At 71.2% G+C, this 14229-nt stretch carries 13 protein-coding genes; 6 read left to right on the top strand and 7 right to left on the bottom strand.

Annotation, left to right across the window (positions count from 1 at the left end; all coding sequences use genetic code 11):
- Nucleotides 1–63: 63 nt before the first annotated feature.
- Both DMA15_RS13785 and DMA15_RS13780 read right to left on the bottom strand, forming a co-directional pair.
- A complete protein-coding gene (locus DMA15_RS13785) occupies nucleotides 64–711 on the bottom strand; it encodes an ABC transporter permease (RefSeq protein ID WP_125517751.1) in 648 nt (215 codons plus the stop codon).
- Nucleotides 712–772: 61 nt separating this feature from the next.
- Nucleotides 773–1243 carry an Lrp/AsnC family transcriptional regulator gene (locus DMA15_RS13780; RefSeq protein WP_030794967.1) on the bottom strand — a complete coding sequence of 157 codons (471 nt, stop codon included), beginning with the start codon at nucleotides 1241–1243 and terminating at the stop codon, nucleotides 773–775.
- Nucleotides 1244–1364: 121 nt separating this feature from the next.
- On the opposite strand from DMA15_RS13780, the gene hppD reads away from it, so the two are divergent.
- Nucleotides 1365–2522 carry a 4-hydroxyphenylpyruvate dioxygenase gene (hppD, locus tag DMA15_RS13775; RefSeq protein ID WP_125513052.1) on the top strand — a complete coding sequence of 386 codons (1158 nt, stop codon included), beginning with the start codon at nucleotides 1365–1367 and terminating at the stop codon, nucleotides 2520–2522.
- 73 nt (nucleotides 2523–2595) lie between these two features.
- Here hppD and DMA15_RS37050 read toward each other — a convergent pair whose 3' ends face one another.
- Nucleotides 2596–3477: an alpha/beta hydrolase gene (locus tag DMA15_RS37050; RefSeq protein ID WP_206302727.1), complete on the bottom strand. Its 882-nt coding sequence runs from the start codon at nucleotides 3475–3477 to the stop codon at nucleotides 2596–2598.
- Nucleotides 3474–4031: a quercetin 2,3-dioxygenase gene (locus DMA15_RS37045; RefSeq protein ID WP_206302726.1), complete on the bottom strand. Its 558-nt coding sequence runs from the start codon at nucleotides 4029–4031 to the stop codon at nucleotides 3474–3476. Before DMA15_RS37045 ends, DMA15_RS37050 begins: the two co-directional genes overlap by 4 nt.
- Before the next feature lie 94 nt (nucleotides 4032–4125).
- On the opposite strand from DMA15_RS37045, the gene DMA15_RS13765 reads away from it, so the two are divergent.
- Nucleotides 4126–4629, top strand: a complete 504-nt coding sequence (locus DMA15_RS13765) for a MarR family winged helix-turn-helix transcriptional regulator (protein ID WP_125513051.1) — start codon at nucleotides 4126–4128, stop codon at nucleotides 4627–4629.
- Here DMA15_RS13765 and DMA15_RS13760 read toward each other — a convergent pair.
- Entirely contained in the window at nucleotides 4615–6108 is a 1494-nt protein-coding gene (locus DMA15_RS13760) for a tetratricopeptide repeat protein (protein WP_240659784.1), read from the bottom strand. The genes DMA15_RS13765 and DMA15_RS13760 overlap by 15 nt on opposite strands.
- A 155-nt stretch (nucleotides 6109–6263) precedes the next feature.
- Here DMA15_RS13760 and DMA15_RS13755 point away from each other — a divergent pair, with 155 nt between their 5' ends.
- Nucleotides 6264–7661, top strand: coding sequence for an FAD-linked oxidase C-terminal domain-containing protein (locus tag DMA15_RS13755; protein ID WP_240659783.1), 1398 nt, complete (start codon nucleotides 6264–6266; stop codon nucleotides 7659–7661).
- A gap of 49 nt (nucleotides 7662–7710) precedes the next feature.
- Here DMA15_RS13755 and DMA15_RS13750 read toward each other — a convergent pair whose 3' ends face one another.
- Nucleotides 7711–8196 carry an SsgA family sporulation/cell division regulator gene (locus tag DMA15_RS13750; protein ID WP_125513049.1) on the bottom strand — a complete coding sequence of 162 codons (486 nt, stop codon included), beginning with the start codon at nucleotides 8194–8196 and terminating at the stop codon, nucleotides 7711–7713.
- A gap of 266 nt (nucleotides 8197–8462) precedes the next feature.
- Here DMA15_RS13750 and DMA15_RS13745 point away from each other — a divergent pair, with 266 nt between their 5' ends.
- Nucleotides 8463–10067 (top strand): RDD family protein, encoded by a 1605-nt coding sequence (locus DMA15_RS13745; RefSeq protein ID WP_125513048.1) that lies wholly within the window; start codon nucleotides 8463–8465, stop codon nucleotides 10065–10067.
- 139 nt (nucleotides 10068–10206) lie between these two features.
- Complete coding sequence (locus DMA15_RS13740; RefSeq protein ID WP_125513047.1) at nucleotides 10207–10896, top strand: RDD family protein; 690 nt, start codon at nucleotides 10207–10209, stop codon at nucleotides 10894–10896.
- Nucleotides 10897–10945: 49 nt separating this feature from the next.
- Here the strand turns inward: DMA15_RS13740 and DMA15_RS13735 are convergent, their stop codons facing one another.
- A complete protein-coding gene (locus tag DMA15_RS13735; protein ID WP_125513046.1) occupies nucleotides 10946–11212 on the bottom strand; it encodes a hypothetical protein in 267 nt (88 codons plus the stop codon).
- 488 nt (nucleotides 11213–11700) lie between these two features.
- Between DMA15_RS13735 and DMA15_RS13730 the strand changes: the two genes are divergently transcribed.
- A complete protein-coding gene (locus DMA15_RS13730; RefSeq protein WP_125513045.1) occupies nucleotides 11701–14121 on the top strand; it encodes an immune inhibitor A domain-containing protein in 2421 nt (806 codons plus the stop codon).
- Nucleotides 14122–14229 lie beyond the last annotated feature (108 nt).

Genomic DNA, 14229 nt, shown 5'->3' with positions numbered 1-14229 from the left:
GTCCCGGCGGCCCCGGAGTCGGCTCCGGAGGCGGTGGACCCGGAGGTGGTGGCGGCGGTGGTCTCAGACACGGATACCCCTTGAGATCGTCAGCCGGCCGATCAGGACGTACGCGGCGTCGAAGAGCAGCGCCAGGACGATGATGCCCAGCGTGCCCGCGAGCACTTGGTTGAGCGCGTTCTTGCTGCCGAGCGAGCCGATGCCGCGGAAGATCTCGTTGCCGAGCCCGGGCCCGGAGGCGTACGCGGCGATGGCCGCGATGCCCATCAGCATCTGCGTGGAGACCCGGATGCCGGTCAGGATCGGCGGCCAGGCGATCGGCAGCTCCACCTTGAAGAGCCGGGCGGCCCGCGACATCCCGATGCCCTTCGCCGCGTCGACGAGCGAGGGGTCGACGCCGCGCAGGCCGACGATGGCGTTGCGCACGATCGGCAGCAGGCCGTAGAGGGTCAGCGCGATGACCGTCGGCGCGACACCGAGCCCGACGACGGGGATCAGCAGACCGATCATGGCGAGCGAGGGGATGGTGAGGATGGTGGAGGTGGCGGTGGTGGCCAGATTGCCCGCCCACTCGCTGCGGTAGGTGAGGACGCCGATCAGTACGCCGATGAGGGTCGCCACGACCATGCACTGGAAGACGGCGCTGGCGTGCTGGTAGGCGTCCGTCAGCAACTGTTGGTGCCGGTTGCCGAGGTAGTCCCAGAAGTTCACTGAAGTGCTCACCTCGCCTTTCCCGGAGCGCTCGCCTTCCGAAGCGCTCGGGGTCGTCGACTCAGGGGTCTTCGGACGCCTGCTCCACGAGCGGGATGATCCGCAGCGGAACGGGGTTTTCCATGACGATCGCCGTGGAAGCCCGGACGATGCCATCAAAACCCACGACGCGGTCGATCACACGTTGGAGATCGGCGTTCGACCGGGCCACGAGGCGGCAGAGCATATCGCCGTGGCCCGTGATGGTGTGCAGTTCGAGCACCTCGGCGACGGTCGCCAAATGGGCGCGTACGTCCGCGCCCTGGCCCTGTTTGATCTCCAGCGTCGCGAAGGCGGTGACGGGGTAGCCGAGCGCCGCCGGATCGACCTCGGGGCCGAAGCCGCGGATGACTCCATTGGACTGAAGCCGGTCCATCCGCGCCTGCACCGTGCCGCGCGCGACGCCGAGCCTGCGGGACGCCTCAAGAACCCCGATACGCGGCTCCCGCGCCAGGAGCACGATGAGCCTGCCGTCCAGATGATCGATCGCCATGCGCCCTCCAGGGTGGTCATCATGTACAGATAGCCCGCCCATCCTTGCCTTCCGCTGGTCATTTTGACCACTGAATACGCGAACTATTGCGCACCTTGTCAATCGGCGGGAGCCTCAGCACATGGCAGCTACTTCGACGAACCCCACCCACACAGCCCCCCACACCGCGCGCGAGGCAGACCCCTTCCCGGTCAAGGGAATGGACGCGGTCGTCTTCGCCGTGGGCAACGCCAAGCAGGCCGCGCACTACTACTCCACCGCCTTCGGCATGAAGCTCGTGGCCTACTCCGGACCGGAGAACGGCAGCCGCGAGACCGCCAGTTACGTGCTGACGAACGGCGCCGCCCGCTTCGTCTTCACCTCCGTCATCAAGGCCTCCACCGAGCGGGGCCACTTCCTCGCCTCCCACGTGGCCGAGCACGGCGACGGCGTCGTCGACCTCGCCATCCAGGTGCCGGACGCGCGCGCCGCGTACGCCTACGCCGTCGAGCACGGGGCGCGCGGGCTCACCGAGCCGTACGAGGAGAAGGACGAGCACGGCAAGGTCGTCCTCGCCGCCATCGCCACCTACGGCAAGACCCGCCACACGCTGGTGGAGCGCACCGACTACGACGGTCCCTACCTGCCCGGTTTCGTCGCCGCGAAGCCCATCGTCGAGCCGCCGGCCAAGCGGACCTTCCAGGCGATCGACCACTGCGTCGGCAACGTCGAACTCGGCAGGATGAACGAGTGGGTCGCCTTCTACAACAAGGTCATGGGCTTCACGAACATGAAGGAGTTCGTGGGCGACGACATCGCCACCGAGTACAGCGCGCTGATGTCGAAGGTCGTGGCCGACGGGACGCTGAAGGTCAAGTTCCCGATCAACGAGCCCGCCATCGCCAAGAAGAAGTCGCAGATCGACGAGTACCTGGAGTTCTACGGCGGCGCGGGCGTCCAGCACATCGCGCTCGCCACGAACGACATCGTGGAGACCGTACGCACGATGCGCGCGGCCGGCGTCCAGTTCCTGGACACCCCCGACTCGTACTACGACACGCTGGGGGAGTGGGCCGGGGAGACCCGGGTGCCCGTGGAGACCCTGCGCGAGCTGAAGATCCTCGTCGACCGCGACGAGGACGGCTATCTGCTCCAGATCTTCACCAAGCCGGTCCAGGACCGGCCGACCGTGTTCTTCGAGCTGATCGAGCGGCACGGGTCGATGGGCTTCGGCAAGGGCAACTTCAAGGCGCTGTTCGAGGCGATCGAGCGGGAGCAGGAGAAGCGGGGCAATCTTTAGGCGCCGTTGATCGCGGGCTGCGCCCAGCTCGTCCTCGATCGCCGGACGGGCTTGAATTCCCCGGCCCGGGTCTTCACGGCCTCGCGTGGTTTCGTACGAAGTCCAGTGAGCGCGTGAAGATCCGCTCGACCTCCGTCTCCGGCAGGCCGTGCCAGGCGTGGTCCGCGCCCGGGACCGTCCACAGTTCCGCCTCGGCACCGGCCTGCCGGAGCGCGGCCGCCAGGGACGCGCTGTGCGAGTGGTCCACCATGGTGTCCGCGTCGCCGTGGACCAGGAGGAACGGCGGGGCCCCCGGGGCGACTTGGGCCACGGGGCTGGCCGCCCGGGCCCGCTCCGGGACGGCCGCCGGGGCCGCGCCCAGCAGGCGCGCCTCCGGGGTGGCGGGGTCCTCCGGGGTGAAGTGGCCCCGCGCGGTGGTCAGGTCGCTCGGGCCGTACCAGATCACCGCGCCCGCGACGGACGGCTCGGCCAGCGCGAGGAGCGAGGCGAGGTGGCCGCCCGCGGAGTCGCCCCAGACCACGGTCCGCCCGGTGTCGACGCCGAGTTCCGCGCCGCGCAGGGTGAGCCAGCGCAGGGCGGCCCGCAGGTCGTCGAGCGGGGCGGGGAAGGCGGCCTCGCCGCTGAGCCGGTAGTCGACGCAGGCGACGGCGCATCCGGCGGCCGCGATGCGCGCGAACGGGCCCGGCGACCATTGGCGGGTGCGCAGGCCCATGTCGTCGCGGCGGCCGAGGAACCAGGCGCCGCCGTGCACGAACACCACCAGCGGCGCCGGAGCGGAGTCGGGGGCGGTGCCCGGGAGCCACAGGTCGAGTTCCAGGGGCCGGCTGCCCGCCGCCTGGAGATAGGGCACACCGCGCAACTCCCGCACACCAGGCTCGCGCGCGGCCGCGGGCGGCAGGGGTGCCACGTCCGGGTGGGGCGCGGCGATCCGGGCGCGCGCCGCGGGCCCGGTCACCGGGTGCGCCACTGGTGGTCGGGGAGGAAGTTCACGTCGTACTGCTCGGGGACGGTTGTCCACTTGTGGGGCTCGGGGACGAGCGGCCGGTGGGGCAGGCCGTGCTGCTGCGTGGGCGCGCCGAGGTTCTCGAAGAACCGCTCGAAGGTGCCGCCGGGGCCCGCGGCGACGCCGACGACCTGGCTGTGGTGGCGCTCCATGCGGTAGGCGTGCGTGCAGTTCTTCGGTACGAAGCCGAAGTCGCCCGGGGTGAGCAGCTTCTCCTGCTGTTCGCCCTCGGTGTCCTCGACGAAGAGGCGGACGGCGCCCTGGGTGACGTAGAAGACCTCGTGGGTGTCGGCGTGCATGTGGGCGGGGATGAGGTCGCCCTTGGGGCCCTCCACGGTGAAGAAGTTGAAGGTGTTCTCGGTCTGCTCGCCGCCCGCGTAGACGGTGACCAGGTCGCCGAAGAGATGGGCGCGGTCCCCCTCGCCCTTCTCGATGAAGTAGGGCTTGCCCGGGTCCGCGGGGATGCGGGAGGCGGGGCGGTAGCGCGTGGCGTACTCGATGGTCATGGGTGCTGCTCCTCGGCGAATCGGGAATGTCAGGTAGCCTGACATCAAAGAGTGCCGGTGAGCAAGCCGGTCCCGGGAACATCAGTGAGGAAACATGCCGTCCCAGCCGCGTGACCTGCCCCAGCTCCTCGGCGAGGCCCGCCGCTGGTTCGAGGAAGGGCTCTCCGCCGCCATGGCCGCCGCCGGGGCGGCCCCGGTCTCCCCGACGCAGGTGCAGCTCTGCTCCGTACTGGACGAGGGGGGCACCACGGTCTCCGAGCTGGCGCGGCGCATGGGCGTCACCCGGCAGACCGCGCACCAGGCCGTGCACGGCCTGGTCGCCGCCGGGATCCTCGAACAGGTCCCCGACCCCGCCTCCGCCCGGCAGCGCCTCATCCGGCGCACCGGCGAGGGTGAGCGGGCGCACCGCCAGGCCCAGGCCGCCATCGCCCGCCTGGAACGGCACCTCACCGAACGCATCGGCGAGGAGCTGGCCGCCGCCCTGCGCAAGGCCCTGGAGACCCCATGGGGCCCGGCCCCCGCCCCGGACTCGGCCCCCGCCCCGGACTCGACCCCGGCCCCGGACTCGACCCCCGCCCCCGGCTCAGCTCCCCGATGACGCTGTGCGCGACGGGCGCGGTGAGGCCTGACGGTAGGAGTAGCCGCGCGGGGACACCTGGCGCGGACCCGTCTGCCGCGTGACCGGCGGGGCCGGGGCGGGCTCCACCGGCGCGTAGACCTGCGCGGGCCCGCCCTCCGGCGGCTCGCCCAGCGCCTCCAGCGCCTCCTTCGCCGCGGGCACGGCGAGCGGCGAGAAGTACGGGTTGATCCGCAGGGCCTCCCCGATGTGCCGCCGCGCCGCCCCGTACCAGCCGAGCTGCCGCTCGATCTCCCCGCGGTGATAGGCGAACAGCGCGCTGCGCGGGCCGTCCTTCATCGCCTTCGTCACGAGCTTCAGGCCCGCCTCGCCGTCCCCGGACAGATGCAGCGCCCAGCCCAGCGCGTCCGCCGTCTGCGGATTGCCGTGCCGCTTGTACTCCGCCTCAAGGCGCTCCACCGCCGCCTCCGGATCGCCGTGGTCCGCCTCGAAGAGGCCGAGGACACGTTCGTTGTTGACCCCGCCCCCGCCCTCCTGCCGCACCCGGGCCCGCAGCACGTCGTACTGGGCGCGCGCGGCCGGCCGCAGATTCAGCGACTCGTACAGCTCGCCCAGTTCGAGGGCGTACTCGGGAAGCGGCTGTCGGGTGAGCGCCGTGCGGTAGTTGTGCAGCGCCTCCGAGGTGCGGCCGAGGGCGGCGAGCGCGCGGCCCTTGCCCGCGAGCGAGGCGTGGTGGTCGGGGTCGGCGGCGAGCGCCGCCTCGTAGTAGCGCAGCGCCAGGGCCGGTTCGCCGCGCTCCCACGCCAGCTCCCCGACGCGGTGCAGATACGCGGCCTTCTCCGCGGGGGCCTCCGCGAGCGCCGCCGCGTCGGTGAGCGCGGCGTTGGCGTCCTCGCGCCAGCCGCGGTCGCGGTACACCTGCCCCGTACGCGCCTTGACCGCCGGGCCCGAGCCGAGCTTCTGCAAGGACTCCAGGGCCCTGCCGACACCCTTGGCGTCCCCCAGCCCGGTATAGGCGTCGATCAGCGCGGGATACGCCGTCCACCGCTTCGGCGCCTGCCGGACCGCCTGCTCGCCCCACGTGCGGGCCGCCCGGAAGTCGTGCCGGGCGTTCGCCAGGGTGGCGAGCCCCGTCAGGGCCTCCGGGTTGCCCTGGGGCCTGGCCCTGAGCGACGTGCGCAGCGCCTGCTCGGCCTTCGGGTAGTACGCGAAGTCGGCGGTGCGGGTGCCCCGCGCCACATACGCCGAGCCGAGCACCGCCCAGGAGTGGTCGTCGCCGGGGTGTGCCCGCAGATGCGCCTCACGCTCCCCGATCAGCGCCGCCAGATCCGGCAGCGCCGCGGGCGCCCCCGCCCCCACGGCCACCCTCGCGCGCCCCGCGGGCCCGAGCGCGGGCGGCCTTCCGTCCCCGCGGTCCATCGGCACCAGCACATACGCGGCACCGGCCACCGCGGCCCCCACCACGGAGGCGATCAGCGCCCGCCTCACCGAACCCCTCATGGGGGACTTGTAAGGCCCCATCGGGGACCCGTAGGACCCCATGAGGGGCCCGTAGGACTTCGCGTAGGACCTGTAACGCTTCATGCCGATCACTGTGCGTCAATACGAAGAGCACATCCCGGCACGGCCCCGGCGTCGCACACGGGTTCACACCGATGGCCCCCGGGTGCGAGGCTGTGATCATGAGCCGCACCCTCATCGCACTCCTCCGGGAGGGTCTCCCCGCCGAGGCGGTCCTCACGGATCCGGACGTCACGTCCGCGTACTCCCACGACATGGCGAGCTTCTGCGAGGCGGGGACCCCCGCCGTCGTGGTGCTGCCCCGCACCGTCGAGCAGGTCCAGCACGTCATGCGCACCGCCACCGAGCTGCGCGTCCCCGTCGTGCCGCAGGGTGCCCGCACGGGCCTGTCCGGCGCCGCCAACGCCGGCGAGGGCTGGGTCGTGCTCTCCCTCGTCAAGATGGACCGCATCCTGGAGATCAGCCCCGTCGACCGGATCGCGGTCGTCGAGCCGGGCGTGGTCAACGCCGTGCTCTCCCGTGCGGTGGGCGAACACGGCCTGTACTACCCGCCGGATCCCTCCAGTTGGGAGATGTGCACCATCGGCGGGAACATCGGCACCGCCTCCGGCGGGCTGTGCTGCGTGAAGTACGGGGTCACCGCGGAGTACGTGCTCGGGCTCGACGTCGTCCTCGCCGACGGGCGGCTCATGAGCACCGGCCGGCGCACGGCCAAGGGCGTCGCGGGGTATGACCTCACGCGCCTGTTCGTCGGCTCCGAGGGCAGCCTCGGCATCGTCGTGCGCGCCGTCCTCGCGCTGCGGCCCAAGCCGCCCCAACAGCTCGTGCTGGCAGCCGAGTTCGCCTCCACCAAGGCCGCCTGCGACGCCGTATGCAAGATCATGGAGGGCGGTCACGTCCCGTCGCTGCTCGAACTGATGGACCGTACGACCGTGAAGGCCGTGAACGCGCTCGCGCACATGGGTCTGCCCGAGACCACCGAGGCCCTGCTGCTCGCCGCCTTCGACACCCCCGACCCGGTCTCCGACCTCGCCGCCGTCGGCGCGCTCTGCGAGGCCGCGGGCGCCACCCAGGTGGTCCCGGCCGAGGACGCCGCCGAGTCCGAACTCCTGCTCCAGGCGAGGCGGTTGTCCCTCACCGCGCTCGAAGCGGTCAAGGGCACCACGATGATCGACGACGTGTGCGTGCCGCGCTCGAAGCTCGCGGAGATGCTCGACGGGGTCGAGCGCGTCGCCGAGAAGTACGGGCTGACCATCGGGGTCTGCGCGCACGCGGGCGACGGCAACACGCATCCGACCGTCTGCTTCGACGCGGCCGACCCCGACGAGGCCCGGCGCGCCCGCGACTCCTTCGACGAGATCATGGCCCTCGGCCTCGAACTCGGCGGCACCATCACCGGCGAGCACGGCGTCGGGGTCCTGAAGAAGGAGTGGCTGGCACGCGAGATCGGCCCGGTGGGGGTGGAGATGCAGCGGGCCGTGAAGGCGGCCTTCGACCCGCACTCGCTCCTCAACCCGGGCAAGCTGTTCTGACGTCTCCCGTGCTGTCCCGTCCCCGCTGACGCCCCCGTGGCGGCGGAGCTCACTCACCGTCCTTGGACTCGTCCGAGGGCCACGGGTCGCGCAGCCACAGCTCGTCGGCGCCGAAACGGCCCGCGGCGGGTGCGAGCAGCTCGGCGAGGCCGTCGTCGATGCCGAGCTGCTCGGACTCAGAACCCGGAGGGACCACCCGCAGCGTCCGCTCCAGCCAGGCGGAGACCGCGGCCGCCGGTGCTTCGAGGAGTGCGTCGCCGTCCGGCGAGGTGAGCGCCATCAGCACGACGCTGCGGTCGTCCACCTTCGTCGGCCAGACCCGCACATCGCCGTGACCGCACGGCCTGAACACCCCCTCGACCAGCAGCTCGCGGGCGAACGTCCAGTGCACGGGGTGCTCGGAGCCGATGTGGAAGGCGATGTGGACGGCGTAGGGATCGTCGGTGCGGTAGGTGAGGCGGGCCGGCACGGGGATGACCCGTTCCGGCGAGAGGACCAGCCTGAGTTCAAGCTCGCGTTCCACGACGGAGTGCATGTCGGTGTGCTTCCTTCCTCGTCGGGGTCCCGGGAGAGGACCCATACGAGTGGAGAGCGCGTGATCCCCGGAGCATTACGCGGGTTCGGGGATTTTTCTCCGTACGACTCCGGAAAGGTGACCGGCGGGGGCGTGGGGGTCGCGGGGAGAGTGTGGGGAGCGTGCCCGGAAAGTGGTCCGAAGGGCGGGAGCCGCCCGGTGGCACACGGAGGTCTGATAGATGTGGAGCCCTCAAAAGACCCCCGAGCAGATACGGGACGACGGACATGAGCGCCCCAACTCCGGCCCCAGGCGACGACAGGCCCCGCGAAGGCTATTACCCCGATCCGTCCATTCCCGGATATGTCCGGTACTGGAACGGTGCGGCCTGGGTGCCCGGTACGAGCCGTCCCGCCCCGTCCGACGGCGAACCCCTCCCGGCGCCGCCCGGCGCGGGTGCGGGTGCGGGTGCCTCGGTGGCGCCTCCCGTCGAGGAGACCGGCCCGCACTTCTTCGACGAGGAACCGGCCGCGGGCGCCGCCCCGGACCAGCATGGCGCGAGGCCCGAGCCCGCCTCCGCCTGGCAGGCCGACGCGGGCAGGCAGGCGGGCCTCGGCGCCGAGCAGGAGCGCCGGATCTCGTGGGGCGCCCCGGGCCAGGCGGACCCGCGCGTGCCGAGCGAGGGCGCGGGGGCCTCGGAGCGGGCGGCCGCGCCTGAGTCGCCGAAGGACGAGAGCGGTCCCGGCACGCCCGGCGGGCCGGTGCCGTCGGCGGGCGAGGGCACGGTGACGTTCCGTCGGCCGAAGGGCCCGGTGAGCCCGGCCGGGGCCCCGGGCGCGTCCACTCCCACGCCCTCGCCCGGCGCCGACGGCACCATGGCGTTCCGCGCGGTCCGCCCGGCGTCCGGCCGGACGGCAGCCCCGCAGCCTTCGGTACCGCCACAGGGGTCGGCGCCCGGACAGTCGGCGCATGGGCAGGCGTCCACGCACGGGCAGGCGTCCGGATCCGGACAGGCGGTGCCCGCGTCCGGTCGGGGTTCCGTGCCCGGCCAGGCGTCGGCCTCAGGTCAGGCGTCCGCGCCCGCACAGGCGTCCGCACCGCCCGCGCAGACCTCCGTACCGCCCCAGGCGACCGCCCCCGCACAGGCACCCGCCCCTGCACAAACCCCTGCGCCCCAGCAGGCCCACCAGGCCCAGCACCCGCAACAGGCCCACCAGACCAGCCAGCCCCACCAGCCCCAGCCCAGCGCCGCGCCCCTCACCTCCGGGCCCGGTGGCGGCTCGCCCTCCTGGGCGCAGCAGGTGCATCAGCTCGCCGGGGCCGCCCCGGGCCAGGGCGAGGGGCAGCCCGTCGTGCCGTGGAAGCCCGTGACAGAGGACCCGTTCCTCGCGGCCGCGCGGGCCCAGGCCTCGGCCCGCCCCGCCGGGCTCGGCAGGCGCTTCGTGGCGCGGCTGATCGACACGGTCAGCCTCGTCGCCGTCACCGGAGCCGCGGCCCTGCCGCTCGGCGCCGAGGCCGCCGACCACGTCGACAGCAAGATCGACGCGGCGAAACTCTCGGGCGAGAAGACCACGGTCTGGCTGCTCGACGCCACCACCGCGGGCTACCTCGGCATCGTCCTCGCCGTCCTGCTCCTCTTCGGCGTCGTGTACGAGGCGCTGCCCACCGCCAAGTGGGGCCGCACCCTGGGCAAGAAGGTGTGCGGCATCGAGGTACGGGACATCGAGGAGCACGAGACGCCCACGTTCGGCGCGGCCCTGCGCCGCTGGCTCGTCTACAGCGTGCCGGGGCTCCTGGTGGTCGGCGTCGTCGGCGTGCTGTGGTGCCTCTTCGACAGGCCGTGGCGGCAGTGCTGGCACGACAAGGCGGCGGGCACGTTCGTCGCGGGATGAGAGTGCGTACGTACGTCGTTCACGGGGCGGGACGAGGGCGCCTACGTACGCCGTGGTGTGAGGCGTAGGCGCGGCCGCGCGTAACCCGGTCAGCCGCTCGCCGGATGCGGAGGCGGGGCCGTCGCGGTCGACTCGGGCCATGAGCACCGAACCGCCGCGATACCCGCCTCCGGACGACGACCCGTTCAAGAAGCAGCCCCCGCAGGAGCCCCCGCCGGGCGGCGGCTCCCCCTACGACACCCCGCCCCCGGGCGGCGGCGCCCCGTACGGGAACACGCCCCCGGGCGCGGGCGGCGGACCCTCTGGGGGAGGCGGCGACCCCTACGGCGGTGGGCCCTACGGCGGCGGACCCGGCGGCTACGGCGGGCAGGACCCCCTCGCCGGCATGCCCCCGCTCGCCGACAGCGGCAAGCGCGTCCTCGCCAGGATCATCGACATGATCCTCGTCGGCATCGTCGTCTGGCTGCTGTCCTGGCTGTTCAACACGTCCGAGTACGACGTGGACCCGGACGAGGTGAACACGGGCAAGTCCTTCGGACAGTCCCTGCTGGCCGCCCTGCTCTACATCGCGTACGACACGTTCATGATCTCCAAGACGGGTCAGACGCTCGGCAAGAAGTGGCTGGGCCTGCGCGTCGCGAACCTCAACGACGGTGCCACGCCCGGCATGCAGACCGCGCTCGCCCGCGCGGCGGTCCTCTGGCTGCCGTTCGCCTTCTGCTGCGCCTGCATCTGGACGGCGATCTGCGGCGGCTGGAGCTTCTTCGACAAGCCCTACAAACAGGGCCTGCACGACAAGGCCGCCAAGACGGTGGTGGTCAGCGTCTAGCGCGCAGGGAGGACTGGTGTGGCGGCACCAGGACCGGCGGGCCCGTGATTCACGGGCCCGCCGGTTCGCGTACGGGCTCGGGGAGCACCGCGCGCTGGGCGGGGACCCGCTCGGGGGCGGCGGGCATGGGGGGCGCCGACGGTCGGGGCGCGGGGACCGTCATCGCGACCAGTAAGCCGAGGCCGAGCGCGGCCACGGCTATCACCGCGACACCGACGACTCCCGAACCGGTCCGGGAGAGCAGCAGCATGGCGAGGGTGGAGAAGACGACGGTCACCGAACCGTAGGCGATCTGTGCGGTGGTCGGACGTGGCATGGGACGAGGCATGACGTGATCCGTCCTCGGCAGTGATCCCCCCGCGCTCTTGGCCCGGGGGCGGATGCGGATGTGTGGGCGGCTGTATACGAATCAAAGGGGGCCCGACGGCGGCGACTTGGGATGTGTCGCCGAGCGCGGTGGCGCACCGTCGATTGACTCTATGACGCTGCATGCCCGACGGGAACGGGCGGTAAGCGTGACCTAACCCACGGTGCCGCAGCACAGGGGGCGCACGGATTCATGACGTCCACCAAGTGGACGGTCCGGAGCGCCTGTTGGACTTCTCGCCGAAGGTGTGCCCCGCGTCCGGATAACGGAACCCGGGGTCGCATAGTGCACTTGGTATGTCCAAGTCAAGGTCTGTCTTTTCTCCCGCACTTCCGGTCGAATGTCGTCACTTGTGACGCGTACATCGCGCGCGGACCTCCTCCGACCGGGATCTCGGTCCGCCATTCGCGCGGGCGCGTGGGGAGGACATTCATCAAGTGACAGCCAGAACACGCACGTTCAGAGCCACGGCCGTGGCCGTGGCGGTGGCCGCTGCCGCCGCCACGTACTCGGCGGCGACGGCCACTGCCGCCCCCGGCGACGGGGCTCCGGCCGCGGCACCGGCCATCGACAGGCAGGACCCGTCGCGGCCCAAGGCGCATGTCGACCACGACCTCGAAGGACCGTTCAGCAAGCAGCAGGCGCAGCAGCGCAAAGCGGCCCTGCAGCAGGTCGTCGAGGGTGACGCCAAGGTCCAGAAGCGGGGCGCGTCGAAGGTCGTCAAGCTCGACGACAAGAAGTACGTCGAGCTGGGCCGCGAGAAGACCGACAAGATCTTCACGATCCTCGTGGAGTTCGGGGACAAGGTCGACGACACGACCATGTACGACCCGGACGGCCCCGAGGGCCCGCAGCCGCCGGTCAAGAAGTACGGAGGCAAGCCCGGCCCGCTGCACAACAAGATAGCCAAGCCGGACCGTGCGAAGGACAACAGCACGGCCTGGCAGAAGGACTACAACCGCAAGCACTTCCAGGACCTCTACTTCGGTAAGGGCAAGGACAGCAAGGGCAAGACCAAGCACTCGCTGAAGACCTACTACGAGAAGACCTCCTCCGGCCGCTACTCGGTCGACGGCGCGGTCTCCGACTGGGTCAAGGTCGACTACAACGAGGCGCGTTACGGCTCGAACTACTGCGGCGACACCAACTGCGCCAACGTCTGGGACGCGGTCAAGGACGGCGTGACCGCCTGGACCAAGGCGCAGAAGGCCGAGGGCCGCACGGACGAGCAGATCAAGGCGGACCTGGCCAAGTACGACCTCTGGGACCGCTACGACTTCGACAACGACGGCGACTTCAACGAGTCCGACGGCTACATCGACCACTTCCAGATCGTCCACGCGGGCGAGGACGAGTCGGCCGGCGGCGGCGCCGAGGGCGAGAACGCCCTGTGGGCGCACCGCTGGTACGCGTACGGCAACGACGCGGGCCGCACGGGCCCCGGCAACAACAAGGCCGGCGGCACCCAGATCGGCGACTCGGGCATCTGGGTCGGCGACTACACGATGCAGCCGGAGAACGGCGGCCTCGGCGTCTTCGCCCACGAGTACGGCCACGACCTCGGTCTGCCGGACCTCTACGACACCACCGGCAAGGGCGAGAACTCGGTCGGCTTCTGGTCGCTGATGTCGGCCGGTTCCTGGCTCGGCACCGGCAAGGACTCGATCGGTGACCTGCCGGGCGACATGACCGCCTGGGACAAGTTCCAGCTGGGCTGGCTCGACTACGCCAAGGCCAAGGCGGCCACCACCTCCGAGCACAAGCTGGGCGTCGCGGAGTACAACACCCGCCACCGCCAGGCGCTCCTGGTCGACCTGCCGAAGAAGCCCGTCACCACCAAGATCGTGAAGCCCGCCGAGGGCTCCAAGCAGTGGTGGAGCAACCAGGGCGACGACCTGAAGAACACCCTCACGCGCTCCGTCGACCTCACCGGCAAGACCAAGGCCGAGCTGTCGCTCCAGGGCTGGTGGGACATCGAGGCCAACTACGACTACCTCTACACCGAGGTCTCCACGGACGGCGGCGCCAACTACACGCCGGTGGACGGCACCGCGGACGGCAGGCCGATCACCCGCGACGCCGGTGACAAGCCCGCGTTGACCGGTGTCTCGGGCGCGTACAAGAAGCTGGTCTTCCCGCTCGACGCCTACGCCGGCAAGAAGATCGACATCCGCTTCCGCTACGCCACGGACGGCGGCGCGGGCGGCAAGGGCTTCGCGGCCGACGCCCTCGCGATCACCGCGGACGGCGCCAAGGTCTTCGAGGACGGCGCCGAGGGCGACGACAACGGCTGGACGTCGAAGGGCTTCTCCCGCATCGCCGAGTCCTTCACCAAGAAGTACGACCAGTACTACCTGGCCGAGAACCGCCAGTACGTCTCGTACGACAAGACCCTGAAGGTCGGCCCGTACAACTTCGGCTTCTCGCGCACCCGCCCCGACTGGGTCGAGCACTACCCGTACCAGACCGGCCTGATGGTCTGGCAGTGGGACACCTCCCAGAAGGACAACAACACCAGCCAGCACCCCGGCGAGGGTCTGATCCTCCCGGTCGACGCGCACGCCAAGCCGCTGAAGTGGAAGGACGGCTCGCTCATGCGCAACAAGATCCAGCCGTTCGACGCGCCCTTCAGCAAGTACGCGACGGACAAGTTCACGCTCCACAACGCGGACGTCGCGACGAAGATCAAGTCCCAGAAGGGCGTCTCGGTCTTCGACGACCGCAAGGGCACCTACTGGTACGCGTCCAACCCGACCGGCAGCGTGAAGGTCACTGACACCAACACCAAGATCAAGATCCTGAAGCAGCCGAAGGACGGCTCCTCGATCACGGTCCAGGTGGGCCCCTCCACGAAGTAGTCAGCGTTTCCGCAGGTCAAACCATGATCGGCCGTCGTCCCCTAGCGGGCGGCGGCCGATCGTGTTTAGGTGCGTGGTGAGTACTTCTTATTGACGGGGGAGTGATCC

Origin of the sequence: Streptomyces sp. WAC 01529, assembly GCF_003945545.1 — a bacterium.
In the GTDB taxonomy this organism is placed as follows: Bacteria; Actinomycetota; Actinomycetes; order Streptomycetales; family Streptomycetaceae; genus Streptomyces; species Streptomyces anatolicus.
Note: the sequence above shows the minus strand (reverse complement) of the source record. Positions and strands in the feature narration are given on the sequence as shown.

Excerpts from the sequence above, each read along its gene's own strand:
- DMA15_RS13780 (WP_030794967.1), bottom strand. The coding sequence starts at position 1,243 with ATGGCGATCGATCATCTGGACGGCAGGCTCATCGTGCTCCTGGCGCGG.
- hppD (WP_125513052.1), top strand. The coding sequence starts at position 1,365 with ATGGCAGCTACTTCGACGAACCCCACCCACACAGCCCCCCACACCGCG.
- DMA15_RS37045 (WP_206302726.1), bottom strand. The coding sequence starts at position 4,031 with ATGACCATCGAGTACGCCACGCGCTACCGCCCCGCCTCCCGCATCCCC.
- DMA15_RS13765 (WP_125513051.1), top strand. The coding sequence starts at position 4,126 with ATGCCGTCCCAGCCGCGTGACCTGCCCCAGCTCCTCGGCGAGGCCCGC.
- DMA15_RS13760 (WP_240659784.1), bottom strand. The coding sequence starts at position 6,108 with ATGAGGGGTTCGGTGAGGCGGGCGCTGATCGCCTCCGTGGTGGGGGCC.
- DMA15_RS13755 (WP_240659783.1), top strand. The coding sequence starts at position 6,264 with ATGGCCCCCGGGTGCGAGGCTGTGATCATGAGCCGCACCCTCATCGCA.
- DMA15_RS13750 (WP_125513049.1), bottom strand. The coding sequence starts at position 8,196 with ATGCACTCCGTCGTGGAACGCGAGCTTGAACTCAGGCTGGTCCTCTCG.
- DMA15_RS13745 (WP_125513048.1), top strand. The coding sequence starts at position 8,463 with ATGAGCGCCCCAACTCCGGCCCCAGGCGACGACAGGCCCCGCGAAGGC.
- DMA15_RS13740 (WP_125513047.1), top strand. The coding sequence starts at position 10,207 with ATGAGCACCGAACCGCCGCGATACCCGCCTCCGGACGACGACCCGTTC.
- DMA15_RS13735 (WP_125513046.1), bottom strand. The coding sequence starts at position 11,212 with ATGCCACGTCCGACCACCGCACAGATCGCCTACGGTTCGGTGACCGTC.